General features: G+C 73.5%; 23 protein-coding genes and 1 tRNA gene. 10 read left to right on the top strand and 14 right to left on the bottom strand.

The window, feature by feature from the left end; genetic code table 11:
• Nucleotides 1-8 precede the first annotated feature (8 nt).
• The gene (locus tag OG774_RS25345) at nt 9-716 is read right to left on the bottom strand and encodes a 50S ribosomal protein L25/general stress protein Ctc (RefSeq protein WP_328305090.1); all 708 of its coding nucleotides are present in this window, start codon (nt 714-716) and stop codon (nt 9-11) included.
• Nucleotides 717-890: 174 nt separating this feature from the next.
• Here OG774_RS25345 and OG774_RS25350 point away from each other — a divergent pair, with 174 nt between their 5' ends.
• Nucleotides 891-1538 carry a class I SAM-dependent DNA methyltransferase gene (locus OG774_RS25350; RefSeq protein WP_328305091.1) on the top strand — a complete coding sequence of 216 codons (648 nt, stop codon included), beginning with the start codon at nt 891-893 and terminating at the stop codon, nt 1536-1538.
• A gap of 80 nt (nt 1539-1618) precedes the next feature.
• On the opposite strand, the gene OG774_RS25355 is transcribed toward OG774_RS25350, so the two are convergent.
• From OG774_RS25355 to OG774_RS25370, 4 genes are all read right to left on the bottom strand, one after another.
• A complete protein-coding gene (locus OG774_RS25355; RefSeq protein ID WP_328305092.1) occupies nt 1619-2230 on the bottom strand; it encodes a class I SAM-dependent methyltransferase in 612 nt (203 codons plus the stop codon).
• 81 nt (nt 2231-2311) lie between these two features.
• Nucleotides 2312-3283, bottom strand: a complete 972-nt coding sequence (locus tag OG774_RS25360; protein ID WP_328311158.1) for a ribose-phosphate diphosphokinase — start codon at nt 3281-3283, stop codon at nt 2312-2314.
• Nucleotides 3284-3291: 8 nt separating this feature from the next.
• Nucleotides 3292-4776, bottom strand: coding sequence for a bifunctional UDP-N-acetylglucosamine diphosphorylase/glucosamine-1-phosphate N-acetyltransferase GlmU (gene glmU / locus OG774_RS25365; RefSeq protein WP_328305093.1), 1485 nt, complete (start codon nt 4774-4776; stop codon nt 3292-3294).
• 121 nt (nt 4777-4897) lie between these two features.
• A complete protein-coding gene (locus tag OG774_RS25370; RefSeq protein ID WP_328305094.1) occupies nt 4898-6634 on the bottom strand; it encodes a GGDEF domain-containing protein in 1737 nt (578 codons plus the stop codon).
• 164 nt (nt 6635-6798) lie between these two features.
• On the opposite strand from OG774_RS25370, the gene OG774_RS25375 reads away from it, so the two are divergent.
• Nucleotides 6799-7614 carry a phosphatase PAP2 family protein gene (locus OG774_RS25375; protein WP_328305095.1) on the top strand — a complete coding sequence of 272 codons (816 nt, stop codon included), beginning with the start codon at nt 6799-6801 and terminating at the stop codon, nt 7612-7614.
• On the opposite strand, the gene OG774_RS25380 is transcribed toward OG774_RS25375, so the two are convergent.
• Nucleotides 7539-8960 (bottom strand): MFS transporter, encoded by a 1422-nt coding sequence (locus OG774_RS25380; RefSeq protein WP_328305096.1) that lies wholly within the window; start codon nt 8958-8960, stop codon nt 7539-7541. The two genes, OG774_RS25375 and OG774_RS25380, sit on opposite strands and share 76 nt — an antisense overlap.
• 180 nt (nt 8961-9140) lie before the next feature.
• On the opposite strand from OG774_RS25380, the gene OG774_RS25385 reads away from it, so the two are divergent.
• Nucleotides 9141-10133, top strand: a complete 993-nt coding sequence (locus OG774_RS25385; RefSeq protein ID WP_328305097.1) for an IS481 family transposase — start codon at nt 9141-9143, stop codon at nt 10131-10133.
• Here OG774_RS25385 and OG774_RS25390 read toward each other — a convergent pair.
• Nucleotides 10130-11167: a carboxylate--amine ligase gene (locus tag OG774_RS25390; RefSeq protein ID WP_328305098.1), complete on the bottom strand. Its 1038-nt coding sequence runs from the start codon at nt 11165-11167 to the stop codon at nt 10130-10132. The two genes, OG774_RS25385 and OG774_RS25390, sit on opposite strands and share 4 nt — an antisense overlap.
• 277 nt (nt 11168-11444) lie before the next feature.
• Between OG774_RS25390 and OG774_RS25395 the strand changes: the two genes are divergently transcribed.
• Nucleotides 11445-12371, top strand: coding sequence for a glycosyltransferase family A protein (locus OG774_RS25395; RefSeq protein WP_328305099.1), 927 nt, complete (start codon nt 11445-11447; stop codon nt 12369-12371).
• Here the strand turns inward: OG774_RS25395 and OG774_RS25400 are convergent, their stop codons facing one another.
• The 4 genes from OG774_RS25400 to OG774_RS25415 form a co-directional block, all read right to left on the bottom strand.
• Nucleotides 12372-13349 (bottom strand): NAD-dependent epimerase/dehydratase family protein, encoded by a 978-nt coding sequence (locus tag OG774_RS25400; protein WP_328305100.1) that lies wholly within the window; start codon nt 13347-13349, stop codon nt 12372-12374.
• A gap of 92 nt (nt 13350-13441) precedes the next feature.
• The gene (locus tag OG774_RS25405) at nt 13442-15415 is read right to left on the bottom strand and encodes a lipopolysaccharide biosynthesis protein (protein WP_328305101.1); all 1974 of its coding nucleotides are present in this window, start codon (nt 15413-15415) and stop codon (nt 13442-13444) included.
• 257 nt (nt 15416-15672) lie between these two features.
• Nucleotides 15673-15743, bottom strand: a tRNA-Gln gene (locus tag OG774_RS25410).
• Between the two features lie 52 nt (nt 15744-15795).
• On the bottom strand, nt 15796-16737 hold the full coding sequence (locus OG774_RS25415) for a polysaccharide lyase (protein ID WP_328305102.1): 942 nt from the start codon (nt 16735-16737) through the stop codon (nt 15796-15798).
• 441 nt (nt 16738-17178) lie between these two features.
• On the opposite strand from OG774_RS25415, the gene OG774_RS25420 reads away from it, so the two are divergent.
• Genes OG774_RS25420 through OG774_RS25440 form a run of 5 tightly spaced genes read left to right on the top strand, consistent with a single transcriptional unit; the run spans nt 17179 to nt 22758 of the window.
• Entirely contained in the window at nt 17179-18921 is a 1743-nt protein-coding gene (locus tag OG774_RS25420) for a sugar transferase (RefSeq protein ID WP_328305103.1), read from the top strand.
• Nucleotides 18922-18931: 10 nt separating this feature from the next.
• Nucleotides 18932-20194: a class I SAM-dependent methyltransferase gene (locus OG774_RS25425; RefSeq protein ID WP_328305104.1), complete on the top strand. Its 1263-nt coding sequence runs from the start codon at nt 18932-18934 to the stop codon at nt 20192-20194.
• Nucleotides 20191-21012, top strand: coding sequence for a glucose-1-phosphate cytidylyltransferase (locus tag OG774_RS25430; protein WP_328305105.1), 822 nt, complete (start codon nt 20191-20193; stop codon nt 21010-21012). Before OG774_RS25425 ends, OG774_RS25430 begins: the two co-directional genes overlap by 4 nt.
• A 3-nt stretch (nt 21013-21015) precedes the next feature.
• The gene (locus tag OG774_RS25435; protein WP_328305106.1) at nt 21016-21690 is read left to right on the top strand and encodes a PIG-L deacetylase family protein; all 675 of its coding nucleotides are present in this window, start codon (nt 21016-21018) and stop codon (nt 21688-21690) included.
• Nucleotides 21691-21732: 42 nt separating this feature from the next.
• Entirely contained in the window at nt 21733-22758 is a 1026-nt protein-coding gene (locus OG774_RS25440) for an NAD-dependent epimerase/dehydratase family protein (RefSeq protein ID WP_328305107.1), read from the top strand.
• A 3-nt stretch (nt 22759-22761) separates the two neighbouring features.
• On the opposite strand, the gene OG774_RS25445 is transcribed toward OG774_RS25440, so the two are convergent.
• Nucleotides 22762-23310 (bottom strand): dTDP-4-dehydrorhamnose 3,5-epimerase family protein, encoded by a 549-nt coding sequence (locus OG774_RS25445; RefSeq protein WP_328305108.1) that lies wholly within the window; start codon nt 23308-23310, stop codon nt 22762-22764.
• Between the two features lie 49 nt (nt 23311-23359).
• On the opposite strand from OG774_RS25445, the gene OG774_RS25450 reads away from it, so the two are divergent.
• On the top strand, nt 23360-24517 hold the full coding sequence (locus tag OG774_RS25450) for a class I SAM-dependent methyltransferase (protein ID WP_328305109.1): 1158 nt from the start codon (nt 23360-23362) through the stop codon (nt 24515-24517).
• A gap of 4 nt (nt 24518-24521) precedes the next feature.
• On the opposite strand, the gene OG774_RS25455 is transcribed toward OG774_RS25450, so the two are convergent.
• Together OG774_RS25455 and OG774_RS25460 are read right to left on the bottom strand one after the other, a co-directional pair.
• Nucleotides 24522-25736, bottom strand: a complete 1215-nt coding sequence (locus OG774_RS25455) for a glycosyltransferase (protein WP_328305110.1) — start codon at nt 25734-25736, stop codon at nt 24522-24524.
• Nucleotides 25733-26836, bottom strand: coding sequence for a glycosyltransferase family A protein (locus OG774_RS25460; RefSeq protein WP_328305111.1), 1104 nt, complete (start codon nt 26834-26836; stop codon nt 25733-25735). The genes OG774_RS25455 and OG774_RS25460 overlap by 4 nt, the downstream gene beginning before the upstream one ends.
• Between the last annotated feature and the right edge of the window lie 68 nt (nt 26837-26904).

The following is a 26904-nucleotide window of genomic DNA, read 5'->3' on the forward strand; positions in this document are numbered from 1 at the left end:
CGGGCAGGTCAGCTCTCGTCGGCGGAGGAGGACGAGGCCTCGGCGCCCTCGCCGGACCCGTCGCCGGAGGCGGCCTCGGACGACTCGCCGGTCTCGGCGGCCTCGTCCTCGGACGCGTCCTCCTCGACACCGGCACCCTCGGCGTCGATCTCCTCCTCCATGGCCTCCTCGGTCGGCGCCTCGGTGACGTTGACGACGAGGATGTCGGCGTCGGTCACGAGCTCGGCGCCGTCGGGCAGGCGGATGTCCCCGGCGTTGATCTGGGTGCCGATCTCGGCGTCCTCGATGACGACCGCGATCTCCTCGGGGATGTTGGTCGCGTCGGCCTCGATGGTCAGCGTGTCCTCGTTCTGGAACACGAGGGTGCCCGAGGCGGCGTCGCCCATGAGGACGAGGCGGACATCGACCTGGACCTTCTCGCCGCGACGGACGAGGACGAGGTCGACGTGCTCGAAGAAGCCCTTGATGGGGTCGCGGACGATGCTCTTGGCCAGCGCCATCGGCGGCTGACCCTCGAGGCCCGTGATGGTGAGCAGGGCGTTGCGCCCGTTCTCGCGCAGCACCGCGGCGAACTCGACGGTGTCGAAGGACAGGTGCACGGGGTCGGTGCCGTGGCCGTAGAGGACGGCGGGGACCTTGCCGGCGCGACGCGTGCGGCGCGCGGCACCCTTGCCGAACTCGGTGCGGGTCTCCGCGGCGATGCGGGTGTCGGCCATGGTGCGTCTCCTGCGGTTCGTCCTGGGTCGGCGCGCCGCGCGCGGCCCACCCGGGACGCCGGGGACGGCCGCACCGCGTCGATGACGGTCGGCTCTCGAGAGCCGACCCTCGCCGAAGTGCGTAACCCACGATACCGGTGGCCCTGTCGGACCCCGCTCCTAGGGTGCGTGGCCGTGGACGAACCCGCGGACCGCGCCGCGACGCGTGCCGGCTACGACGCGATCGCCGAGCCGTACGCCGAGCTGTTCGGCGCCGAGCTCGCCCGCACGGTGATGGACCGCGCCGTCGTGGGGGCGTTCGCCGAGATGGTGGGGGACTCCGACGTCCTCGACGCGGGCTGCGGGCCGGGCGAGGTCGCCGCCCACCTCCACGGGCTCGGCCCGCGCGTCCGCGGGATCGACCTGTCGCCCGCCATGGTGGCGCTCGCGCGGAGGACCCACCCCGGGATCCCGTTCGAGGTGGGCGACCTGGCCGCCCTCGACGTCGCCGACGGCGCGCTGGGCGGGGTCGTGGCCTGGTACTCGATCATCCACGTCCCGCAGCCCGAGCTGCCGGCCGTGGTCCGCGGGTTCCACCGCGTCCTGCGCCCCGGCGGCCACCTCCTGCTGGGCTTCCAGATCGGGGACGACGTGTCCCACCACGCCGAGGCGTTCGGGCACCGGGTCTCGCTCGACTTCCGCCGTCTGCAGCCCGACGACGTCGTGGCACTCCTCGAGCGCACGGGCTTCGACGTCGTCGCCCGCGTGGTGCGCCCGCCGGAGCGGGACAGCGCCGCGTCGAGGACGCCCCAGGGCGCCGTCATCGCCCGCCGGCGCGACTGAGGTCCGAGCGAGGGACGCCTTGGCTGCGTCCCACGCACTCGGGGTGACCTTCGCTCCGCGACCCCGGGCCCGGAGCGCCCTTAGGGCGTCGCGACGCCCCGGTAGAGGTACGACATCGGGCCCGGGCCGCGCAGACTCTCGTGTTCGAGGTCGGTGACGGTCAGGCCGGCGTCGCGGACGAGGACGTCGATCGGCCGGGTCAGGTGGCAGCCGGCGACCAGGCGCTGCTGGAGGCCGTCGAGGCGGTGCTGCCAGCGGGCGGTCGAGGGCTCGGGGGAGAGGCCGTGCTCGAGGAACAGGAACACCCCGTCGGGGCGCAGGACGCGGCGTACCTCCCGCAGCGCGCGCTCGACGTCCGGGATCGTGCAGAGGGTGAAGGTGCTGACGACCGTGTCGGCGGTGGCATCGGGCAGGTCGAGGTCGGCGCCATCGAGACCGACGTGCTGCACCGGGATCGACGTGGCGGCCATCCGGCGGGCCCCGAGACGCCGGGCCACCGCCGAGGGCTCGACGGCCCGCACCGAGGTCACCGCCGCCGGGTAGAGGGGCAGCGTCGGCCCGCTGCCGAAGCCGAGCTCGACGACCTCACCACGGGCCCGCTCCACGGCCCGGGCCCGCACGGCCCGGACGTCGGCGGTACCGAGCGCGAGGTCGGTGACCCGTGGGACGACGTGCTCGGACCAGATGCTCATGCCGACCCCGCCACGCGCCGCCGTAGCCGACACGTGGCGCGACGAAGGAGCGCCAGGGGTCGTGACCGGCTTGGCGCGATACTAGGCGTTGCCGTCGAAGAGGTTCGTCACCGAACCGTCCTCGAAGACCTCCTTCACCGCGCGGGCGATGATCGGGGCGATCGAGAGGACGGTCAGCGACGGGAAGCGCTTGGAGTCCGGGATCGGCAGGGTGTTCGTGATGATGACCTCGCGCGCCCCGCAGGTGGAGAGGCGCTCGACGGCCGGCCCGGAGAGCACACCGTGGGTGGCGGCGATGACGACGTCCGTCGCCCCGTCCGCGAGCAGCGCCTCGGTGGCCTTGGCGATCGTGCCGCCGGTGTCGATCATGTCGTCGACGAGGATGCAGGTGCGGCCGCTGACCTCGCCGACCACGCGGTTGGCGACGACCTCGTTGGGCTTGGTCTTGTCGCGGCTCTTGTGGATGAAGGCCAGCGGGACGCCGCCCAGCATGTCGGCCCACTTCTCGGCGACGCGCACGCGACCGGAGTCGGGGGCGACGACGGCGAGATCGTGGTCGGCGTAGGTGTCGCGCAGGTGCTCGGCGAGCACCTTGTTGGCCAGCAGGTGGTCGACGGGACCGTCGAAGAAGCCTTGGATCTGGTCGGTGTGCAGGTCGATCGTCATGATCCGGTCCGCGCCCGCGGTCTTGAGCATGTCCGCGACGAGGCGGGCCGAGATGGGCTCGCGGCCGCGGTGCTTCTTGTCCTGCCGGGCGTAGCCGTAGAACGGCACCACGGCGGTGATCCGCTTGGCCGACGCCCGCTTCAGGGCGTCGATCATGATGAGCTGCTCCATGATCCACTGATTGATGGGATCGGTGTGGCTCTGGATCACGAACGCGTCGGAGCCGCGCACCGACTCCTCGAACCGGACGAAGATCTCGCCGTTGGCGAAGTCGTACGCCTGCTGGGGCGTGATGGTGACGTCCAGCTCCTTGGCGATCTCCTCCGCGAGCTCCGGGTGTGCCCGCCCGGAGAAGAGCATCAGGCTCTTCTTCGGGATCGACGACATGCTCACGGTCACGGGTCCTCCTGCTCGTGGTCGTCCGAGCCGGCGGCCCGGGTGGCGGCCTTGCCGGCCTGCTCGGCGGCCTGGGCCGCTGCGGTGCCCGGGCGCTTGCGCCCGACCCAGCCCTCGACGTTGCGCTGCGGCCCCGAGGACACCGCGAGCGCGCCCGGGGGCACGTCCTCGCGGACGACGGTGCCGGCACCGGTGTACGCCCCGTCGCCGATGGTCACGGGGGCGACGAAGGTGTTGTCGGAGCCCGTGCGCACGTGGGAACCGACGGTCGTGCGGTGCTTGGTGACCCCGTCGTAGTTGACGAACACCGAGGAGGCCCCGATGTTGCTGCTCTCGCCGATGGTGGCGTCGCCGACGTAGGTGAGGTGGGGCACCTTGCTGCCCTCGCCGATGTGGGCGTTCTTGACCTCGACGAACGTGCCGATCTTCCCGCGGGCGTCGAGCTCGACGCCCGGGCGCAGGTAGGCGAAGGGCCCCACGGAGGTCTCGGGCCCGATGCGCGACGACGAGCCGTGCGTGCGCACCACGGCAGCCCGCGCGCCGACGACGACGTCGGTGAGCGTGGTGTCGGGCCCGACCGTGGCGCCCTCGGCGACGGTGGTGCGCCCGTGCAGCTGCGTGCCCGGGTGCAGGGTGACGTCGCGCTCGAGGCGGACGCCGACGTCGATCCAGGTGCTCGTCGGGTCGACCACCGTGACGCCCGCACGCATCCAGCGCTCGAGCAGCCGGCGGTTGAGCTCGGCGCCGAGCGAGGCCATCTGCACACGGTCGTTGACCCCGGCGACGAGCCACGGGTCGGCGGTCTCCACCGCACCGGCCCCGCGGCCGGACTCGGCGGCGATCGCGACCACGTCGGTGAGGTAGAGCTCGCCCTGGGAGTTGTGGGTGGTGAGGTGCCCGAGCGCCTCGCGCAGGAAGGCGAGGTCGAACGCGTAGACGCCCGAGTTCACCTCGTTGATCGCGAGCTGCTCGAGCGTCGCGTCGCGGTGCTCGACGATCGCGGTGACCTGGTTGGCGTCGTCCCGGACGACCCGCCCGTAGCCGCGCGGGTCGTCGAGCTCGGCGGTCAGCAACGTCACCGCGTAGCCGCCGTCGACGTGCTCGGCGAGCAGGGCGCGCATGGTGGCGGCGTCGAGCAGGGGCACGTCGCCGTAGGAGACGACGACGGTGCCCGCGAGGTCGTCGGGCAGCCGGGCGATGCCGCAGGCGACCGCGTGCCCGGTGCCGCGGCGGCGGTCCTGCACGGCGGTGACGACCTCGCGGTCGAGCTCCGCGGCGAGCCCCATCGTGTGGGTGCCGACCTGCTCGCGCTCGTGCCCCACGACCACCACGAGGTGCTCGGGAGTGGTGCCCGCGGCGGCGTGCACGGCGTGCCCGAGGAGGCTGCGGCCCCCGACCGGGTGCAGCACCTTGGGGGTGGCCGAGTGCATCCGGGTGCCCTCACCGGCGGCGAGGACGACGACGGCGGTCGGGCTCGGCGGCATCGGCTCTACTGGCTCCCACTCGTGCGCGGGCCGGCCCCGGGTCCGGGGCTCGTCGCGCACGATCCTACGACCGTCCCCTCGCGCGGGGATGGGGGCGTGCGTCCGAGGGCCCTCGGGCGGCTCAGGGCCGGGTGCCGGTCGGGGTCGCCTCGTGCACCCGGACCGCGTCCCCGCCGGCCCGCTTGACCGCGTACATCGCCGCGTCGGCCCGGGCGAGGACCTCGGTGGCATCCTCGCCGGGACGGGCCGCGACGACGCCGACGGACAGGGTCACGACGTCGCACCGGCGTCGGTGGGTCGAGGTCCCGCCGGCGTCGCTCCCGGTCGGCAGGGCCGCCACCGCCGCCCGCGCCCGCGCCATCGCCGCCCCGGCGTCGCCGGCCGCGGTGTCGGGGAGGACGACGACGAACTCGTCGCCGCCGTAGCGCGCGACCAGGTCCGGCGCCCGCAGCGAGGACCGCAGCGCCGCCGCCACCCCGCGCAGCACCTCGTCGCCGCGGGCGTGGGAGATCGCGTCGTTGATCTGCTTGAAGCGGTCGACGTCGATCATCACGACCGCCGGCCCCGGCCCCGCCCCGCGCAGGGCCGCGGCGGCGAGGGCCTCGTCGAGGAAGCCGTCGAGGGCGCGGCGGTTCGGCAGGCCGGTCAGGGGGTCGGCGAGCGCGAGCGCCGCGACCTGACCGTGCTCACGGCTGAGCCGGTCGTGCGCGAGCCGGGTCTGCAGCGACAGCACGCGCGCCTGCTGCAGGGCCCACAGCTCGTCCTCGAGGTCCGCGGTGTAGTCGGCGAGCGCGGCCTTCGCCGCGCGATTCGGCGGGTCGCACGACAGCGCGAGCAGCGCCCGGAGCCGAGCGAGCTCCCGGGTGACCGAGAGCATGAGGCTCTGCTCGCCGCGCGGGGGGCGGGCGCGCACCCCGGCGAGCAGGGTCGCCGCGGCGTCCGCGTCGCCGGCCCGCTCGAGGGCGCGGGCCCGGGCGACGTGGACGAGCAGGCGGTCGTGCTGCGACGGGAGGTACGGCACGCGGGCGAGGGCCAGTGCGTCGTGGCGGGCGAGGTGGCGCTCCACGGTCGTGGCCGCCCGGCCCGGTACGTGGCGGCCGAGGATGCCCGCGGCCCGCAGCAGGGGTCGTTCGACGGCGCTCGCAGCTCGCCGCATCCCGTCGGCGGCGTCGGCGGCCGCGCGCAGCCGCTCGGAGCCCTGGTGCCCGCCGCGCTCCAGGCGCAGGCCCCACGAGAGACCGACGCGCACGTGCTCGTACCCGGGGCCCGTGTGGACGTCGGACAGCGCGTGGGCCTGGTCGAGCAGCGTCTCCGCGAGGTCGTGCATGCCCAGCGACACGAGCGTGCCGGCCGCGAGGCGACGGGAGCCCTGCACGTTCTCGCGGTGCTCCGCGACGGTGGGGGCGTGGTCGACGAGGACGGGCTCCTCGAGATGCGACAGCGCCGTCGACACCGCCGACAGGGCACGGTCGTCGTCGGCGTCGAGCATGGCGCGGCGCGCCAGCAGCATGTGCGCGTCGGCGGCGAAGAGCGTCAGCCCGTGCTCGGCCACCAGGGCGAGCAGCTCGTCGACCAGCTCGTCGAGCGCGGGGCCGGCGGCGGCGTGCCCGGGGTCGGCGGCGAGGACGACGCGCGCGACCAGTGTCTGGCGCAGCAGGAGCGCCCGCAGGCCCGGGTCGCACGGGCCGGCGGCCGTCGCGCGCAGGACGGCCTCGAGCGTGGCAAGGCTGCCCTGCGGGTCGGGACACGGGACACGGGTGGCCGTGAGGGTGGCGGCGCTGGCGCGGCCGACGAGCTCGGCCCGCGCGGGCATGCGGGCGGGCGGGCGCGGTGCGCTCGTCGTGCTTCCCGGGAGCATCGCCACCTCCGGCGTCCCGGGACCCCCGTCGGGAGTCCTGATTCAGACGATCGGGCGAAGGGCCGCGCCGAGAGGTGGACGCAGCGCCGATCGTCGGGGGTCACTCTCCTACGTGCCGGGGAGGCGCCTGTACCCACCCCGGTGATGAGGCATCCTCGATCACCATGGCGCGCTCGTCCCCGGGGTCGGCGCGGTCGCTCGCCGACCGCGACGCACCCCTGATCCGTGACCACCTGCGCGCCCGTGCGGCCCTGCTCGCGGCCGTCGCGGCGACGGCCGTCGCCGCCCTGGCCTGGCGCTACGCGGGCGACTCGGTCGGCGGGCGCACCGACCGGCAGCTCTCGGGGCTGCTCGAGATGCGGCAGGGGACGGCCCGCGCGGTCGGGCAGGGGTTCGCGACGCTCGGTGGCCCCGCGCCCGTCGTCGTGGCCCTGCTCGTGCTGGCCCCGCTCGCCTGGTGGCTGCGCGGCGGGCGCGGGCTCGCGCTCGTCCTCGCCGGCCCGCCCACGGCGATGGTGACGACGTCGCTCGTGCTCAAGCCGCTGGTCGAGCGCACGCGCGGCGACGAGCTGGCCTTCCCCAGCGGGCACGCCACCTCGGTGGGCTCGCTGGCGGTGGCCGGCGCGGTCCTGGTGCTGGGGCTGCCCACGCTGCCGCGGGCCCTGCGCCTGCTGACGGTCGGCGGACTCGTGGTGCTCGTCGGGACGGTCGTCGCCTCGCTCGTCGGGCGCGGCTACCACTACCCGACCGACACGCTCGGCGCGCTCGGCGTGGCCGTGGCCGTCGTGCTGGTGGTGGCCCTCGCCGTCGACGCCTGGGCCGACGTCGTCACCGACCCCGGCCCCGACCCGCGCGCGTTCGACCCCCGCGAGCGCCCGACCGACGTCCTGCCCCCGCTCGACCCTCAGCCCGACGCGCGGGCGAGCTCGCGGGCCTCCTCGTCCGAGGTGGCCGCCGGGTTCGAGCCCGGCAGCGGCTGACTCCCCGGTTCCCGCAGGTAGCGCACGGCGACGAGGCCGACGACGGCCGCGAGCATCAGGTACACCGCCGGCATCACGAGCACCCCGGTGAGGGCGATGAGCCCTTCGACGATGACCGACGTCGTGCCGCCGAAGATCGAGACCGCGACGTTGAAGGTGATCGCGAGCGACCCGTAGCGCACGCCGGTGCTGAACAGGGACGGCAGCGTCGAGGGCATGGTGGCGTTGAAGCACACCATCGTCAGGCCGAGCAGGAGCAGGCCCGCGAGCACACCGGGGATGGACCCGGTGCGCATCAGCAGGAACGCCGGGACGGCGAGCACCACGAGCATGATGCAGCCGGTGAGGATGATCGGCTTGCGGCCCACGCGGTCGGCGAGCTTGCCGAGCACGGGCACGATCGCCAGGAGCACGAGGAACAGGATGATCTGCAGGACGTGCGACGTCGTCGTCGTGAGCGTCGGCGCCCCGTACTCGCCGAGGGTCTCGGTGAGGTAGGTGGGCACGACCGTGGTGAGCGTGTAGTTGGTGACGTTGAAGACGATCACCAGGCCGCCGCACACGAGGACCGGCTTCCACCCGTAGCGGGCCGCGGCGCGGAAGAACTCGCGGAACGACTGCTGGCCCTGCTCCCCGGAGGACTCCGAGAGCTGGGAGAACGCGGGGGTCTCCTCGAGGCGGTAGCGCAGGTAGAGCCCGATCATGCCCATCGGCAGCGCGATGAGGAACGGGATGCGCCAGCCCCAGTTCAGGAGCTCGGGGGAGTTCTCGCCGAGGACGGCCTGGAGCACGGTGACGACACCGGCACCGAGCAGGTAGCCGGTGATCGTGCCGAACTCGAGGAAGCTCGCCAGGAAGCCGCGGCGCCGGTCGGGCGCGTACTCGGCGACGAACGTCATCGCCCCCGCGTACTCCCCGCCGGTGGAGAAGCCCTGCAGCAGCCGGCACAGCAGCAGCAGGAGCGGCGCCGCGAGTCCGATGGAGGCGTAGGTGGGCAGGACGCCGATCCCGAAGGTGGCGACCGCCATGAGGAGCATGGTCGTGGCGAGCGTCTTGGTCCGGCCGATGCGGTCGGCCAGCGGCCCGAAGAACAGCCCGCCGAAGGGCCGCGCGAGGAACGACGCCGCGAACAGGGCGGCCGTGATGACGGGACCGCCCGCGGTGCCCGGCGGCAGGAACACCATCTGGATCGTCGTCTCCAGGTAGGCGTAGACGCCGAAGTCGTACCACTCGGTGACGTTGCCGATGCCCGAGGCCGTGACGGCCCGCCGGACGAGGCTCGGGGGCGTCACGGTGACGCCGTCCACGGTGTGGGGCCCCTCCGGGCCCGTGTCACGGCTCGACATGGCCGTGCGGATACCCAGTCGGGCGGGCGTTCTCCCCTGCCCGGCGGGGGCTAGCTGTACTGACCGGACACGTTGGTTGAGTGCGTGTGACGACACGGTCTGAATGATCTTGAGGGGAGGACCTCTCGGGAGTGCTGTGGAGCTGTCTGACGGCATCCGCTCACCACCGGGAGGTCCTCCGTGACCCACGCTAACGCTGCGCTGACTCCGCGAGCTCGATTGAAGCTGGCGCGTCTGATCGTCGAGGACGGCTGGCCGATCGCGAGGGCCGCCGAGCGGTTCCAGGTGTCCTGGCCGACCGCGAAGCGCTGGCGGGATCGCTACCTCGAGCTCGGTGCGCCCGGCATGGCCGACCGGTCTTCGCGCCCGCATCGGATGCCGCGGCTGACCCCGCAGCCGGTGGTGCGCAAGATCGTGCACCTGCGCTGGAAGCAGCGCCTCGGGCAGCTCGAGATCGCCGCCCGGCTCGGGCTGGCGGCCTCCACGGTGCACCTGGTGCTGCGCCGCTGCGGGATCAGCCGGCTCAACCAGGTCGACCGGGCCACCGGAGAACCGGTACGCCGCTACGAGCACCCCCACCCCGGCTCACTGATCCACGTCGATGTGAAGAAGCTCGGCAACATCCCCGACCAGGGTGGATGGCGCTTCCACGGTCGCCAGGCCGGCAACAAGAACCGGGCGGCGACCCCGGGCAAGCCCCGCAACCGTCACCACAACCCGATGATGGGCACCGGGTTCGTGCACACCGTGCTCGATGACCACTCCCGGGTGGCCTACGCCGAGATCCACGACGACGAGAAGGCCCTGACCGCCATCGGGGTGCTGGATCGGGCGGTGGCCTGGTTCGCCGCCCGCGGCGTGGTCGTCGAGCGGGTCCTGTCCGACAACGGCTCGGCCTACAAGTCGTACGCCTGGCGCGACGCCTGCCGCGAACTCGGGATCACTCCGAAGCGGACCCGGCCCTACCGGCCACAGACCAACGGGAAGATCGAACGCTTCCACCGCACCATGACCGCCGGCTGGGCCTTCCGACGCCTCTATCTCAGCGAAACCCAGCGACGGAAGGCCCTACCCGGCTGGCTACACGAGTACAACCACCACCGGCCCCACAGCGCCATCGACAGGCAAGCCCCGATCACCCGCTTGACCAACCTGTCCGGTCAGTACAGCTAGCGGGAGGCGCGCTCCGGCGCCGCGGACGTCTTGTCCGGCGTGATCCCGGAGCCCAGGCGGGCCAGGAACGGGCGGGGGTCGGACGCGTCGAACGTGGCGAGCACCCGCGAGGACACGTAGGGCCGCAGGCCGCCGAGCGGGGCGAGCCGGCCCTCGCGCCAGCGCGTGGCGAGGACGCGGGGGTCCTTGAACTCGTTGACCCAGTGCACGCCCTCGCGCCACGGGGTCTGCGTCGGCAGCACCCCGTCGACGAGGTGGCGGTAGGTCAGCAGCGGGAAGTCGACACCCGCGCGGACGGCCAGGCGGCCCGACATGTTCGGGCGGCCGTTGACCTCCATGAGGTAGTAGCGGCCGTTGCGCTCGTCCTGCTTGAACTCGACGTTCGCGAAGCCCTCGATCCCCATCGCGGCGACGATCGCGCGGCCCGCCTCGACCACCTCGGGCACGCGGCCGCTGACGACGGCGCAGGGGTAGCCGAAGTCGGACGGCGAGAGGCGCAGTTTGCGCGACGTCATCTCGACGCGCGGCTCGCCGTCGACGACGTAGACGTTGTAGTTGACCCCGCCGGTCTCCGGGCCCGGGATGAGTTCCTGGACCATCGTGCCGATGGCGAGCGCGTGCGCCTCGCCCCACGCGGTGCGCAGCTCGTCGGGGGTGTGCACCCGCTTCATCTTCACGCCGAAGGCGCGGTTGTAGCGGTAGCTCTCGGCCGGCTTGACCAGGCACGGGAAGCGCAGGTGCCCGACCAGCGCCTCGAGCTCCTCGGGCGAGGTCGGCGACGCCGTGCGCGGCGCCTCGACGCCGGCGCGGTCGGCGATCTCGGAGGTGATGCGCTTGTCGAGGAAGCCCTGGGCGACGCGGTCGGTCGCGCAGGCGACCGTGTGCCGCGCGGAGAGCGCGTCGTGGTGGGCGGCGACCGCCTCCAGGCTCTCGTCGGTGGTCGGCACGATCAGGCCCGGCCCGTACTCGTCGGCCAGGCGCAGCAGCGCCTCGACGTACTCGAGGGTCCGGTCGGCGGGGTCGGGCACGGTCACGCTGGCGGCGACCCGCCGCGAGTGCCGCGTCGTCTCCCGGGGCGTGGTGACGACCGAGACGACGGGGACACCCGCTCGGCCGAGTGAGCCGACGACAGCCAGCCCTGCTTCGTACCCGCCGAGTACATGGACGGGCGTGCGGGTGAACCTCGAGGCGGTCCGGTCCGGGCGCATGGGCCGAAAGGGTAGAGCGAGTGGCGTTCCACGTCCGAGCGACCCGGCCCCGGGGGTCCGGACCCGGGCGGGGGCCGTCCGTTCTGCCCGCTAGCCTCGTGTCGTGGCCCCGCTCCCCGGACCGCAGTTCACGGTGTTCACCGCCTCCTACAACCGCGCGCACACGCTGCCGCGGGTCTACGCGAGCCTGCAGGCGCAGACCCTGCGTGACTTCGAGTGGCTCATCGTCGACGACGGCTCCACCGATGGCACCGCCGAGCTCGTGGCGGGGTGGGCCGCCGAGGCGGACTTCCCGATCCGCTACCTGGTCCAGGACCACGGCGGCAAGCACAAGGCCGCGAACCTCGGCGCCCGCGAGGCGCACGGGGAGCTGTTCCTGCCGCTGGACTCCGACGACGAGTGCCGGCCCGAGGCGCTCGAGCGCTTCGCGGCGCACTGGGCCGGTATCCCGGAGTCGCAGCGCGCCGGATTCTCGGGGGTCACGGCGCTGTGTGACGATCAGCACGGCGAGATCGTCGGGTCACGCTTCCCGTTCGACCCCACCGACTCCGACGCGTTGGAGATCCGCTACCGGTACCGCGTGACCGGCGAGAAGTGGGGCTTTCACACCACGACCGCGCGTCGCCAGTTCCCGGCGCCGGAGATGGCCGGGCAGCCGAACGTGCCGGAATCGATCATCTGGAACCGGATCTCCCGGCGCTACCGCACCCGGTTCGTCAACGAGGTGCTGCGCACCTACCACGTCGGCGAGGACTCGATCACCCGAGAGAGCGGGGCGAAGGTGGCTCGCCGGGCGCCCGCCTACGCCCTGCGCGACCGGATCGTGCTTGACGAGGACCTTGACTGGTTCCGCCACGCCCCGAAGACGTTCCTCCGTGCCGCGGCCAACTACTCCCGTTTCGCGTGGCACGAGGGCTCCTCGTTCCGCGACCAGCAGCGCGCCCTGCGCAGTACGCGGGCCCGGGCGCTGCACCTTCTCGCGGCCCCTCTGGGCTGGACGCTGCGTCGGCGGGACCTCCAGCGCACCTGATCAGCGCCCCACCGGTTCCCCGGTGGACCCACCCGCGAGCTCCCGCGCGAAGAAGGCGTACTCGGCGCGCAGGCCCTCCGCCAGCGACACTCGCGGGGCCCAGCCGAGCGTGTCCCGGATGCGATCGGTCGCGCCGCCGGTGCGCGAGACGTCGCCCAGTGCCTTACCGTGCCGCTCGACGCGCAGCGCGTGCCCGACGATCGCGGTGAGCTCCTCAAGCACCTCGTTCACCGAGGTGCTCGTCCCGCCGGCGACGTTGAGGACCGCACCGGGGGGCACCGGTCGCGTCGCGGCGAGGACGTTCGCCTCGACCACGTCGTCGACGTAGGTGAAGTCGCGGATCTGGTCTCCCGACCCGTAGACGGTGATCGGCTCGTCGTTCACCGCGGCGCGCACGAAGCGGTGGAACGCCATGTCGGGGCGCTGGCGCGGGCCGTAGACGGTGAAGTAGCGCAGCGACACAGTGGGGACGCCGAGGTTCGCGGCGTAGAGCGAGCACAGGTGCTCGGCCGCCAGCTTCGTCACGCCGTAGGGGCTGACCGGGCGGGGCACGTCGTCCTCGGACGTCGGATACCGCTCGGCCTCGCCGTACACCGAGGACGACGATGCGTAGACCACGCGCGACACCGTGGGATGCTCGACGCACGCCTCGAGCAGGCGCTGGGTGGCCCGGACATTGGCGTCCACGTAGACGTCGAAGTCGCGGCCCCAGGATTTGCGGACACCGGGCTGGCCCGCCTGGTGGAAGACGACGTCGACGCCGTCGAGCACGGAGTTGAGGTCCACCGCGTTGAGGTCGTCCTGCGCGAACGAGAAGCCTGCCCGGTCCTCGAAGGCCGCGAGATTCGCGCGTTTGCGGATGGGGTCGTAGTAGTCGGACAGCACATCGACACCGACGACCTCGGCACCGCCGGCGAGTAGCCGCTCGGCGAGCGTGCTCCCGACGAAACCGGCGACTCCGGTGATCAGTGCCCTCATGTGCTCCCCGCCGTGGCCGTTCCCGGCCCGCGTCGGCCGGTGCCACCGACCGTATCGCGCGGCCCCGGCCGGGTAGGTCGGGGGCACCGGCCTCAGCCGTCGTCGGGATGGCGGCGCACGACCCGGATGGGCACCGCGCGGCGGCCGCGTCCGGGTGGCGCCGAGGCAGGGGCGTGGGGGCTGTGCCGGTTGACGCGCCCGTTGGAATGGCCGTTGGTGTGGCCGTTGGTGTGGCCGTTGGTGTGGCCGTTCGTGTGGCCGTTCGTGTGGCCGTTCGCGGGGGACGTTCCGGAGGGCGGCGCGGGCGCCGTGTAGAGGCGCTCGGTGACCGCGACGGCCCATGGCGGTGCGGTCTCGACGCCCTCGCCGGAGGCGATGAGCACGGTGGGGGCGTCGAGCGCGTTCCACCCGGGCGAGGCCGGACGCGACGGGATCGCTTCGGTCGGCGTGCCGACGGTGGTCGGGACGGCCGCGGTCGGCACGACCTCCGGCTCCGCCTCCGGGACGGCGGCGTCGGACCCCGTCCGGCGCTTGGGACGCCGCAGCGCCGACCGCACCCCGGCGGCGAGCTCGCGGCTCACCGAGGGGGAGAGGATGCGCAGCAGGCCCAGGTAGATGCCCAGGAAGACGAGGACGTCGACCAGCAGCAGGCCGAGCCCGATGACGACCGGGCGCCCGTCGGAGCGGAAGAAGCCGTTCTCGAGGACGAAGGTCGCGCCCATCGCGGCGACCCCGGCGACCAGCACCGGGAGCAGGACCTTGAGGGCGTCCCGGCCGCGGACGCCGGCGACCCGCATGCCGATGACGATCGCCAGCGTGCCCGCGCAGAGCGCCTCGGCCGAGGCGGCCATGCCCACGCCGAGCAGCCCGAGGGTCGGCAGCAGGATCACCAGGGCGGTGATGCTGACGACGAGGCTGGTGCCGGTGACCCAGTTGAGCAAGCGGCTGCGGCCGGTGCCCTTGATGGACTCCTTGCCGATCGAGCCGAGCGCCATCCCGGGCCCGTAGCCGGCCATGCCCATGAGCACGAGGCCCGCGCCGCGCCACTGCTCGCCCAGCGCGATGACCACCAGGGGTTCGCCGATCGCGACGAGCAGCGCCCCGGCGGGCAGCGACGTGACCCACAGCGCCGTCATCGCCCGCAGGAAGCCCCGGCGGAGCCGGCCCGCGTCCTTGGCGATGCGCGAGAACGCCGGGAAGAGCACGTAGGAGGCGATCTGGATGATCGCCGTGCCGGGCAGGGCCGCGATGCGCCGCCCGTAGCGGTACATGCCCAGCGAGGCCTCGCCGAGGACGCGGCCGGTGAGGCCCGCCTCGGCGAACTCGCGGCCCTTCTGGGCGAACTCGCTGGCGATGAGGGGGAGGGCGAACCGCGCCATCTCCCGCCAGATCGTGAAGCTGAAGTGGCCACGGCCCGGCCACCAGCCGGCGAGCCACCAGGTGAGCACCAGGGTGACCACCTGCGAGGCGTACAGGGCGATCACGAGGCCCCATACGCCGAAGTCGAGCGCGGAGAGCGCGATCGCGGTGGCCGCGAACGTCACCGCCGTCGACGGGTTGACGATCATCCGGCGCTTGAAGTTGAAGCGCCGCTGCATGAGGCCGTCGGGCACGTTGGTCAGCGCGTGGATGGCCAGCACCGCGGCGGTGGCGGCGCAGACCGCGCCGGCCACGTCCCCGCCGAAGAAGGCCCCGATCAGCGGGGAGACGGCGAACGCGATGCCGGACATCACGATGCCGTTGACCAGCGTCACCCAGAACACGGTGTCCGCCGCGTCCTCCAGGTCCTTCTCGCGCTGGATGAGCGCGGCCCGCAGGCCGCCCTCGGAGAACGTCACGAGGAAGTTGACGAGGATCGACCCGGCGGTGAAGGCGCCGACCTCGGCCGGGCTGAGCAGGCGGGCGACCGCCAGCGTCTGGATCAGCGAGATCGACTGCGTGACGACCAGGACGATCGCGGAGATCTTCGCCCCGCGCTGCAGGGTCTTCGAGAGCTTGTCGACCGACGGCTGTGCCGTCGCCTCGGCGGTCTTGTCCGCCGTGCCGGGCTGCTCGGGGCCGCTCATGCGGTCGGAGGGGTCACTTCTCCGGTGCCGGGTGTCGGAGGACGGCACCGGCCCGGGGACACACCACCCGCGAGAGCGGTCGTCGGTCCGACGTACCGACGTGGGGAGCGGGGCACCAGCGCAGCGTAGCGAAGGGGGACACGCAGCGCGTCCGCGGTGCGCTCACCCCCGGGTTGACCCTGACGCGACGGCATCGTTTCTGCTCGACACCGCACGCCGATCGGCCGACCGGACGAGAGGGCCCCCGTGAGTCGCTGCTCCGCCGCCAGGATTCGAACCTGGATCATCGGAACCAAAATCCGAGGTGTTGCCCTTACACCACGGCGGATCGCGCCGCGCGGGCGGCGCCGTCCATGGTCGCACGCCCCGAGTTGCCGCTCTCACCAACGGTGGACCCGCCGCCGGCCGCGGGCCACGACGGCCCCAAGCACGACGACGAGCACGAGCAGGCCGGTCGCGATCCAGATCAGCATGGTGGCGCTGGACGTTTCCGCACCCGACGCCGGCGCTGTGTCGGCCTCGGGGATCGCCGTCGACGCCGAGCCCGGTGAGCGCACCGACTCGATTGTCGGGCCGACGCGCAGGTCCTCCAGCCACAGGCGCGCGCCGTCGTCGAGCGAGGAGCTGCGGTACAGCCCGGTCTTCAGGTAGTTGCCCGCGTCCAGCAGCGTCCCGTCCGGTGGCTGGTAGCCGCGCAGCACCTGACGGCCGTCGCGCCAGACGTCGACCCGGCTGCGGTCGGGGTCCTGCGAGAACGCGATGCGCATGGTGACGTCGACCCGTTCGCCCGAGCGGATCGGCCCGAGGTCCTGCAGGTCCTCGCCCTCGGCGGACACCTGGAGCCGCCCCCCGCGAACCTCCAGCGCGATCGGCGGCGAGCCACTGTCGCCGTAGTGGTGCCACTGCAGCAGGATCTGGTACCGGTCGGCGTCCACCGGGAAGTCGTCGGCGAGGCGGGCTGCGTACGTGTAGAACGTGACGTTGCCCTCACGGACGTCGGGGGTGCGCGGTCGCACCTCCGAGCGCAGGTCGCCACCGTCCAGCGAGAACAGCAGGGACTGGCGGCCGGGGTCGTCCGGTGAAGTGGCCACCTGCGGCGAGCCGTCCTGCTCGTCGTAGTCGTTGCGGCTGAACGCGTCGAGGATGTCGCCCTCGTCGGGCATCGCCCACGTCGCCTGGCCGCCGGACGGCGAGGGGGACGATGCCAGCGCCGGCGTCGTGGCCCCGCCGAGGACGAGGGCCGCCAGGACCAGTAGCAGGACCGCCTGTCGGGAGCGAGTTCGCCGGCGGGCGCCGCGGGATGCGGCGTCGGTGGTCGGCACGGCGTCTCCTCGGTCGTTCATCAGTCATGTGTCGGCAGCCCTGTGCACGACACGCTACCGATCGCGAGAGTGAGGCCCCTGTGGGTCCAGTGGCATCGCCCCCCGGGGACGACGCCTCCCACGTCGAGGTGTCCCTCGTCACCAGACGCGTCCGGACGGGACCACCGGCGCTCCATCAGGGCCACCTGCGCCGCCGTATTGCTCCGGGCGTGCGGCACGATGCCCGGCACGGTGGCGGCGCGTACTCGAGGCGGGGTTCTCGACCGTGGCCGTGCCCCGCCCGGTCCAATCCTGGGCGACATCGGCGTGACCGCGCCGGTGGCGATTCGTTGATCCGGACGGCACCACGGTGAGGTGCCGGCGGCTCGACGGAAATTCGGGTGAGCGGCCACGCAACCTCACCGCGGCCCTGGGCGTCATACGTCGAGCGGAAAGGTGTCCATGGCCGACGAGGTGCTACGGGTGGGTCCGCCCACGCGTACGACCGACGGGGGCGACGTGAAGCACGGACAAGCACGGATCGAGGAGCAGGCGGGGTCGTCCCAGGCGGACGGTCCGGCCGGCGTGCCCCTCGACGCCTCGACCGGGACCCCGGCCGAGACCGGGATCACGCGCGGGATCGGCGGCAGGATCGACCCCAGGATCGACGACCCGATGTCCTCGGCCATCGACACCGGGATCGAGCCAGGCGTCTTCGTCGAGCCCGCGCCGACGGCGCCGGGCTTCGTGCGCATCTGGGAGGACGAGGGCCCGGAGCAGCCCGGCAGCGTCGCGGTGGCCACGAGCTGGCAGCTGAAGTTCGCGCTCGCCGTGGCCGTCTCCGACCTCGCCACGCTCGCGATCTGCGTCGTGCTCGGCGCGTTCATCGGCTTCGGTGAGGGCGTCGGGCCGCAGAGCTCCGACCCGTGGGTCCTCGGCGGGGCGGCGGGCGTGCTCGTCACCCTGGCGATCGTCGCCTGCCGGGCCTGGGACCCGCGCACGCTCGGCCAGGGCGCCGAGGAGTGGAGCCGTCTCATCCGCGCCTTCGTCTCGGCGGCGATCGTGCTGGGCCTCGGCGGCCTCGCGATCGAGCGCCTCGGCGTGCGGCCCTGGGTGTTCGGCGTCCTGCCCGTCGCCGGCCTGCTGGCGATGGCCGGGCGCTACATGCTGCGGCGCTGGCTGCACCAGGCGCGCAAGCGCGGTCGCGGGATGCTCCCCGTCCTCGCCGTGGGCACCGAGCAGTCGGTGCGCGACCTGGTGGAGCGCACCCGGCGCGTGCCGCACATGGGCTGGGTCGTCATCGCGGCCTGCACGCCGACCGGTCTCGGCGAGGAGGGACAGGGCCACGTGGCCGGCGTGCCGGTCATCGGGGACCTCGACGACCTCTCCACCAGCGTCGGCAGCGGGCGCTACGGCGTCGTCGCCGTCGCCCCGACGCCGGGCTGGAGCCCCAAGCGCCTCCACCGTCTGGCGTGGGACCTCGAGGGCACCGGCTCCGAGCTCGTCGTCGACCCGGGCCTCATGGAGGTCGCCGGGCCGCGCCTGCACGTCGCGCCCGTCGACGGCCTCCCGTTGCTGCGCCTCACCGAGCCGCGCCTCTCGGGCGTGCCGCGGGTGTTCAAGCTGATGTTCGACCGCGTCACCACCACGGCGATCCTCCTGCTGCTGGCGCCGGTGTTCGCGGTCATCGCGTTCGTCGTGAAGCTCGACGGCGGGCCGGTGTTCTACCGGCAGACCCGCGTCGGCCAGCGCGGCAAGACCTTCCAGATGATCAAGTTCCGGTCGATGGTCCCGGACGCCGACAAGCTCCGCGAGGACCTCGTCGCCGGCACCAACGACGGGTCCGGGCCGCTGTTCAAGCTGCGCAAGGACCCGCGCGTCACCCGGATCGGCCAGCTCCTGCGGCGCTACTCGCTCGACGAGCTGCCCCAGCTGTTCAACGTCATCGGCGGCTCGATGTCGCTGGTCGGACCCCGCCCGCCGCTCCCCGGCGAGATCGAGGTCTACACCGACGCCGCCAAGCGCAAGTTCCTCGTCCGCCCCGGCATGACCGGGCTGTGGCAGGTCAGCGGCCGTTCCGACCTCTCGTGGGAGGAGTCGGTCCGCCTGGACCTGCGGTACGTGGAGAACTGGTCACCGGCCATGGACCTGGTGATCATGTGGAAGACGGTCTCCGCGGTGTTCCGCGGCGACGGCGCCTACTGAGATGGACCGAGTGGACAACAAGATCACCTGCCGGCTCTGCGGCTCGCCCGACCTGACGAGCTTCGTCGACCTCGGCGCCACCCCGCCGTGCGAGCTCTTCCTCACGTCGGACGCCCTCGAGGCGCCGGAGCAGACGTTCCCTCTGCACCCCCGGGTCTGCGCGTCGTGCCTGCTCGTGCAGCTGCCCCCGCTGATCGACCCCGACGAGACGTTCACGGAGTACGCGTACTTCTCGTCGTTCTCGACGTCGTGGGTGGACCACGCCCGCCGCTTCGTCACCGCGGCGACCGAGCGCGCCGGGCTCGGACCCGACTCGCTCGTGGTCGAGGCCGCGAGCAACGACGGCTACCTGCTCCAGCACGTCGTCGCCGACGGCATGCGGGCGCTGGGCGTCGAGCCGAGCGCCAACGTCGGGCAGGCCGCCCGCGACAAGGGCGTGCCCACGCTGACGGCGTTCCTGTCGCCGGAGACCGGCGCGGCGGTCCGCGCGGAGAACGGGCCGGCGGCGCTCGTCGTCGCCAACAACGTCTACGCGCACATCCCCGACCTCGTGGGCTTCACCCAGGGCCTGCGGGCCATGGTGGCCGACGACGGGTGGGTGTCGATCGAGGTGCAGCACCTGCTCACGCTGATGCGGTACCGCCAGTTCGACACGATCTATCACGAGCACTTCCAGTACTACACGCTCGGCACGGCGCAGAAGGCGCTGCGCTCGGGCGGCCTGGAGCTCGTCGACGTCGAGCTCGTGCCCACCCACGGCGGGTCGATCCGGTGCTGGGCGCGGCCCACCGAGGTCGGCCAGGGGCCGTCGCAGGCCGTCGCCGACGTGCTCGCCGAGGAGACCGCGGCCGGCCTGGACACCGTCGAGGGCCACGCCGGGTTCGCCCGCGAGGTCTCGCGGATCCGCAACGACCTCATGCGCTTCCTGGTCGACGCCGCCGACGCCGGGAAGACCGTCGTGGGCTACGGCGCGCCGGGCAAGGGCAACACCCTGCTGAACTACTGCGGGATCCGCCCCGACCTGCTGGCGTACACGGTCGACCGGAACCCCTACAAGCACGGGCGCTACACCCCGGGCACGCGGATCCCGATCCACGAGCCCGAGCGGATCGACGCCGACCGGCCCGACTACGTGCTGGTCCTCCCGTGGAACCTGCGGGAGGAGATCACCGCGCAGCTCGCGCACGTGGCCGACTGGGGCGGGTCGCTCGTCTTCCCGATCCCCTCGCTGCAGGTGGTCGAACCCGGGTCTGGCAAGGTGCTGCGACCGTGAAGGTCGTTCTCTTCTGCGGTGGCTACGGCATGCGGATGCGCAACGGGGACTCCGACGCACCCAAGCCCATGCAGATGGTCGGGCCGCGCCCGCTCATCTGGCACGTGATGCGCTACTACGCGCACTTCGGGCACAAGGAGTTCATCCTGTGCCTGGGGTACGGGGCCCACCACGTCAAGGACTACTTCCTCGACTACCGCGAGACCGAGTCGAACGACTTCGTGCTCCGCGAGGGCGAGGTCGAGCTGCAGGGCTCCGACATCGCCGACTGGACGATCCACTTCGTCCACACCGGGCTGGAGTCGCCGATCGGCGAGCGTCTGCGTCGGGTGCGTCACCTCGTCGAGGACGAGGAGATCTTCCTCGCCAACTACGCGGACGTGCTCACCGACGCCCCGATCGACGACATGATCGAGACGTTCCGGGGCTCGGACGCCGCGGCCTCGCTGCTCGCCGTGCCCCCGCAGGCCGTCTTCCACATCGTGGACGTCGACCCGAGCGACCGGGTGAACTCGATCTACCCGGTCACCGACATGCGGATCCGGGAGAACGGGGGCTACTTCGCCCTGCGTCCGGAGGCGATCGACTACATCCCCGAGAACGGGGACCTCGTCGGCGACGCGTGCACGAGCCTGGCGAAGGAGGGCCGCCTGCTCTCCTACACCTACGACGGCTTCTGGCAGCCCGCGGACACCCTCAAGGAGCGCAACGCCCTCGAGGCCGCCTACCGGGCCGGCACGCGCCCCTGGATGGTGTGGGAGCGCGAGCCCGAGCGCACGCCGCTGGAGGGCCTCGTCGACGAGGCCCTCGGCCGCTGAGGCATGCGCACGCTGATCCCCGAGGTGCTCGACGAGCTGGTCCTGCTCGCCGCGCACTGCGACGACATCCCGCTCGGCGCGGGCGGGACGATCCTCACGCTCTGCCGTGCTCATCAGAATCTGGGCGCCGCCCGGCCCTTGCGCGTCCGCGCCCTGGTGCTCTCCGGCGGCGGGACGCCACGGGAGGACGAGGAGCGCGCCGCGCTGGCGGCCTTCTGCCCCGGCGCGGACCTCGCGGTCACCGTGCGGGACATGCCCGACGGCCGCCTGCCCCACCACTGGCAGTGGGCCAAGGAGGCGCTCGAGGAGTTCCGCCGGACCTGCGAGCCCGACCTCGTGCTCGCCGGGCACCGGGACGACGACCACCAGGACCACCGGGGCCTCGCCCGTCTCGTCCCGACGGTGTTCCGCGACCACCTGGCGCTGGGCTACGAGATCCTCAAAGCCGAGCCCGACCTCGCCCAGCCGCCCCTGCTGTGGCCCCTGGAGCCCGAGGTCGTCGCGGAGAAGAGCCGCCTGCTCCACGAGCACTACCCGTCCCAGGTCTCCCGCGCCTGGTTCGACGACGAGGCCTTCTCGGGCCTCGCCCGCATCCGCGGGGTGCAGGCCGGGGTGCGCTACGCGGAGGGCTTCCACCTGACGCGGGCGCTGCTCGGGCCCCCCGTACCGTCACGCTGACGCTCTCAGCCAGGATCAGTGCACGAAGGAAGGACGCCCGCCATGCGCGTGCTGCTCACCGGTCACCAGGGCTACCTCGGGACGCTGATGGCCCCGATGCTCACCGAGGCGGGGCACGAGGTCACCGGGCTCGACTCCGGCCTCTACGCCGACTGCGTCCTCGGCGAGCTCCCGGCTCCCGAGCCGCCGGCGCTGGCCGTCGACCTGCGCGACGTCACGGCCGAGCAGCTGCGCGGGTTCGACGCCGTCGTGCACCTCGCCGCGCTGTCGAACGACCCGCTGGGGGCGCTCGCGCCCGAGCACACGTACGACATCAACCACCACGCCTCGACGCGCCTCGCCCGCCTGGCGAAGGACGCCGGCGTCTCGCGCTTCGTCTACGCCTCCACCTGCTCGGTCTACGGCGCATCGGGCACCGAGGACGTCCTCGACGAGGAGGCGCCGATGAGGCCGGTGACCCCCTACGCCGAGTCGAAGGTGCGCGTCGAGGCCGACCTCGTCGACATGGCCGACGACGACTTCGTGCCGGTGTCGATGCGCAACGCCACGGCGTTCGGCTTCTCCCCGCGGCTGCGCGCCGACATCGTGCTCAACAACCTCGTCGGCCACGCCCTGCTGTCGAACCGCATCCTCGTGATGAGCGACGGCACGCCCTGGCGGCCGCTGGCGCACGCCCGCGACATCGGCGGCGCCGTGGTCGCGGCCCTCGCCGCGCCGGCCGACGTCGTGCGCGCGCAGGCGTTCAACGTGGGGTCGACCGAGAACAACGTGCAGGTCCGCGACATCGCCGACGCCGTGAAGGTCGCGGTGCCCGAGGCCGAGCTGGTGATCACCGGCGAGACCGGTGGCGACCCGCGCTCCTACCGGGTCGACTTCGCGAAGATCGGCAAGTTCCTGCCGGACTTCCGCGCCGAGTGGTCGGTGGCCGACGGCGCCGAGGAGCTCATCCGCGAGTACCGCGCCCGCGGGCTCACGCAGGAGGCCTTCGACAAGCGCTTCACCCGCCTCGCGGTCCTGAAGGACCGCCAGGCCGCCGGCACCCTCGACGGCTCCCTGCGCCCCTCCTGACCCCTAGGCGCGCAGCAGGCCGCGCAGGTCGGCCCAGGAGCCGGCGGTGCGGTCGCGCTCCGAGATCGCGGTGACGGGCTCCGGCCACGCGATCGCCAGATCGGGGTCGTCGTGCGCGACGGCCAGGTCCTCGCCGGGGGCGTGCGGACGGTCGATGCGGTAGCAGACGTCCGCGACCTCGGTGAGGGCCTGGAACCCGTGCAGGAGTCCCGGAGGCACGTAGAGGTGCCAGAAGTCCTCGTCGTCGAGCCGGAACGTCTCCACCCGCCCGAACGTCGACGACCCGGGCCGGGCGTCGACGAGGACGTCGAGCACCGCGCCGTGCGCCGCGCGCACCAGCTTGGCCTCGCCGGCGCCCCGTCGCCCGTGCATGCCGCGCACCGTGCCGTAGCGGGAGCGCGACTGGCTGTCCTGGGCCGCCGGCCCGAGGTCGATGCCGTGCTCCGCGGCGATCGCGGTGTCGAACGTACGGGTGAACAGCCCCCGGTCGTCGCGGTGGGGCGTCGGGACGAACACCCGGACGCCGTCGATGCCTGCCGTGCGAACCTCCACCCGCCGACCCTCCCATCCCGCCCCCGACGACCTCCGAGAGGATCCCGCCGTGGACCACCCCGGAACGTTCGCTGCCACCCTCACCTGCCGCTGGTGCTCCGGCGCCGACGGCACGGTCGTGCTCGACCTCGGCGACCAGCCGGCGTCCGACGACTTCCCGGCCCTCGACGACCCGGGCCCGGACGCCGTGCACCCCCTGCGGATGTGGCTGTGCGCGACGTGTGGGCTCGCGCAGCTCGCCGAGGACCCGACGACCCCGGAGGAGCCGCGCGGCGCCGAGCCGGACGCGCTGGTCGCCCAGGCCCGCGACGCCGTCGCGCGCGTCGAGTCGGCCGGGCTCCTGCCGGTGGGTGGCGGCACCGTCACCGAGTTCGGCAGCCCGCACGGCGGCTCCTGGCTCGACCTGCTCGCGGCCACCGGTCTCAAGGAGGCGACGGCGCAGGACGGCCCGGCCGACGTCGTCATCGACTGCTTCGGGCTCATGCACGCCGCGGACCAGCGCGCGGGCCTGCGCGAGCGCGCCGCCGCGACCGCGCCGGGCGGTGTGCTGCTGCTGCAGTTCCACACGCTGGCCGCGATCGTGGCCGACGGCGGCTGGAACGCCCTGCGCCACGGGCACTTCGCCTACTACGCGACGCCGGTGCTGGCGCGGATGCTCGACGAGCTCGGCTTCGACGTCACCCACGGGTTCCTGTTCGACCTCTACGGCGGCACGGTGCTGCTGGCCGCCCGGCGCCGGGGCGCGGACGGCACGCGCGACGACGCCTCGGTGCAGTCGCTCGTCGAGCGCGAGGCGGCCCTCGGCGTCACCGACCCGGCCGTCGTGGCGGGTCTCGAGGACGCGGCCCGGCGCAGCGCCGAGGAGCTGCGCACCCACCTCGAGGGCTCCCGCGACGCCGGGCGCGCGGTCATGGGCTACGCGGCGGCGTCGCGCGCGGTGCCGCTGCTCAACCGCGCCGGGATCGGGCCGGACCTGCTCCCGGCGGTGGCCGACGCCTCGCCCGGCAAGCAGGGCCGCCGCCTGCCCGGGGTGGGCGTGCCGATCGTGGCGCCGGAGGCGGTCGCCGAGCGTCGCCCCGACGAGGTCGTGCTCTTCGTCACCGACATGCTCGCCGAGATGCGCCGCCGGATGCCCGAGGTCGAGGCCGGCGGCGGCCGGTGGGTGATCGTCGACCCGACCGTGCGGGTGGTGCCGCCCGCGCGGTGAGGGGTCAGGCCGGGCTCGTGGTGGCCGCGAAGAGCCCGGCCCACTGGCGCCCGACCGCCTCCCAGCGGTAGTGCTCGTCCACCAGCCGGTGGGCGTCCTCGCGCAGCGCCCGGGCGTGCTCGGGGTCCTTGAGCACCTCGCGCACCGCGTCGGCGAAGGCGTCGGGCGCCTCGGCGGTGCGCAGGTGCACCCCGTCGCGGACCTCGGGCAGCGCCTCCACGCCGAGGGGGGTGGAGACGACGGCGATCCCGAGGCCGAACGCCTCGAGCACCTTGTTCTTCAGGCCGCTGCCCGTGCGCATCGGGTTGATCATCACCGGGTAGGGCGCCACCGCACTGCGAAGGTCCTCGACGTAACCGGTGAGGACGACGAGGGGATCCTGGGCGGCGATCTCCGCCAGCCACGACGGGGCGTTGGGCCCGACGATGCACAGCTCGACGCCCTCGTCGCGCAGGTGGGGCGCCCAGACCTCGTGCACGAAGAACCAGAGGGCGTCGCGGTTGGGTGCGAACCCGAGGTTGCCCCAGAACACGACGCCGTGGCGGTCGCCGGGCCGGGGGAGCGGGGTCAGGAAGGCCTCGTCGACGCCGTTGGGCACCGTCGCGATCGATGCCCGCCGCCCGCGCCGCAGCCGCTCGATGGCCCGGGTGTCCGGGAGGCTGATCGTGGCGACGACGTCGAACTGGTCGGGTAGCCGCGACTCGGTGACCTTCTTGCGGCGCAGGGCGAGCCGGTCCTTCCAGCGCTGCAGGCCCGCGGACGGCTGCGTGCTGCCGGCGAGGGCGCGCTCGGCGGTGAGGACCCCGCTGTCGCACACGTCGAGCACCGTGGTCACGCCCTCGAGCGTGGCGGCGAGCTCGGCGAGCGCGACGCCGAAGACGACGACGTGGGTGATCCCACGCTCGGCGACGATCTCGCGCAGCCGGTCGCGGGCTGCAGCGAACCGGCCGGGCCGGGAGAGCCGCATGTAGTGGTCGTTGGACAGGCGCAGGTAGCGGCGGGGGCGCTCGCGTCCCGGCGGGAACGCCGCGAGCACCTCGACCGACGCGAAGAGCGGGTCCACCGCGAGCCCGGTCGGACCGGACTCCCGGTCCTCCTCCAGCGGGATCACGGCGAGGTGGGCCTCACCGGGGAGGTGGGCGCAGAGGTTCGCGACGCGCAGGTCGTAGCCGCTCTGCCGCGACTCGATCCGGCGTGAGGCCAGGACCAGGATCCTCATCGCACCGTCCGCCGACGCGACCAGCGCGCCCGCCAGTCGCGCGCGCGCAGGCGGGCGACGCGCGCCTGCAGCCCGCGCTTGAGCGGGTGGACCGCCGACAGCGCGCCGGGGGCCACCCTCAGGGCGACCACCAGAGCGCCCGTGCGGGCGGACGGCCGCTGCGCGTGGGCCTCCCCGACGTGTCGGCGCGCCGCCGCGGCGTCACCCTGCGAGAACGCGACCCGCGCCCGCCGGATGGCCTGCTGGTAGGTCAGGCGCCGCAGGACGCGGTCGAGCGCCTCGCGCGCGTCGGGGTCGGCGGCGGCGTCCGCGGCGCGCCGCAGCACGAGCTCGCGCTGGCGCTCGAACTCCTCGGTGGCCTCCGGGTCCAGCGGGCGGCTCTCCGAGCCCCGCTCGAGGCGGAAGAGGCCCAGGCGGTCGCCGATGAGCCGCACGTCGTGGCCGGCGAGGATCGCGCGCAGCCAGAACTCGAGGTCGTGCACCACCGGCGCGTCGGTGTCGTGCCCCATCCCGCCGAGCGCGTCCCAGACCTCGCGGCGGATCGGCGCGCTGTAGTACGGGCAGGGGCCGTCGATGATGTCGGCCACCCCGAGGCGCACCGCGCCCTCGGGCGCCTCCGCGAGGCCCGCCGTCTGCAGGTAGGTGCGCGCCAGCAGCTGCTGGCCGGGGTCGACGAACTGCACGGCGTCGCAGGTGACCGCCGCGACCCCCGGGTCGGCGTCGAGCACCTCGCCGGTGCGCGCGCAGAAGTCGGGCGTGACGGCGTCGTCGGCGTTGAGCACGACGAGGTAGCGGCCCGTGGCGTGCTCCGCGGCCGCGCGGACGCCGCCCACCGCCCCCTTGTTCTCCTGCCGGACGAGGTGCACGCGGGGATCGTCCAGGTGGGCCTCGACGACGGCGGCGACCATGTCGTCGTTGCCGTTGTCGACGACGACGAGCTCCCAGTCGCCCCGCGTCTGCGCGAGCACGGCGTCGATCGTGCGGCCGAGGGTGTCCGCCGCCTTGTAGGCGGTCGTGAGGAAGCTGAACGCCGGCGGGCCGTCCGGTAGGTACGAGCCCGCAGCGCGGTCCGGGCCGCCGCCGTCGGAGCTGGTGGTCACCCGGTAAACGCTACCGCCGCCCCCCGGTCGCCCGTTCGGCCGCCCGGGGGCCTACGCATTCGCCCCGG

Source organism: Actinomycetospora sp. NBC_00405 (assembly GCF_036044095.1).
Lineage (GTDB): Bacteria > Actinomycetota > Actinomycetes > Mycobacteriales > Pseudonocardiaceae > Actinomycetospora > Actinomycetospora callitridis.

Excerpts from the sequence above, each read along its gene's own strand:
- OG774_RS25405 (WP_328305101.1), bottom strand. The coding sequence starts at position 15,415 with ATGAGCGGCCCCGAGCAGCCCGGCACGGCGGACAAGACCGCCGAGGCG.
- OG774_RS25370 (WP_328305094.1), bottom strand. The coding sequence starts at position 6,634 with ATGCTCCCGGGAAGCACGACGAGCGCACCGCGCCCGCCCGCCCGCATG.
- OG774_RS25420 (WP_328305103.1), top strand. The coding sequence starts at position 17,179 with ATGGCCGACGAGGTGCTACGGGTGGGTCCGCCCACGCGTACGACCGAC.
- OG774_RS25440 (WP_328305107.1), top strand. The coding sequence starts at position 21,733 with ATGCGCGTGCTGCTCACCGGTCACCAGGGCTACCTCGGGACGCTGATG.
- OG774_RS25455 (WP_328305110.1), bottom strand. The coding sequence starts at position 25,736 with ATGAGGATCCTGGTCCTGGCCTCACGCCGGATCGAGTCGCGGCAGAGC.
- OG774_RS25375 (WP_328305095.1), top strand. The coding sequence starts at position 6,799 with ATGGCGCGCTCGTCCCCGGGGTCGGCGCGGTCGCTCGCCGACCGCGAC.
- OG774_RS25380 (WP_328305096.1), bottom strand. The coding sequence starts at position 8,960 with ATGTCGAGCCGTGACACGGGCCCGGAGGGGCCCCACACCGTGGACGGC.
- OG774_RS25435 (WP_328305106.1), top strand. The coding sequence starts at position 21,016 with ATGCGCACGCTGATCCCCGAGGTGCTCGACGAGCTGGTCCTGCTCGCC.
- OG774_RS25355 (WP_328305092.1), bottom strand. The coding sequence starts at position 2,230 with ATGAGCATCTGGTCCGAGCACGTCGTCCCACGGGTCACCGACCTCGCG.
- OG774_RS25360 (WP_328311158.1), bottom strand. The coding sequence starts at position 3,283 with ATGTCGTCGATCCCGAAGAAGAGCCTGATGCTCTTCTCCGGGCGGGCA.
- OG774_RS25400 (WP_328305100.1), bottom strand. The coding sequence starts at position 13,349 with ATGAGGGCACTGATCACCGGAGTCGCCGGTTTCGTCGGGAGCACGCTC.
- OG774_RS25345 (WP_328305090.1), bottom strand. The coding sequence starts at position 716 with ATGGCCGACACCCGCATCGCCGCGGAGACCCGCACCGAGTTCGGCAAG.
- glmU (WP_328305093.1), bottom strand. The coding sequence starts at position 4,776 with ATGCCGCCGAGCCCGACCGCCGTCGTCGTCCTCGCCGCCGGTGAGGGC.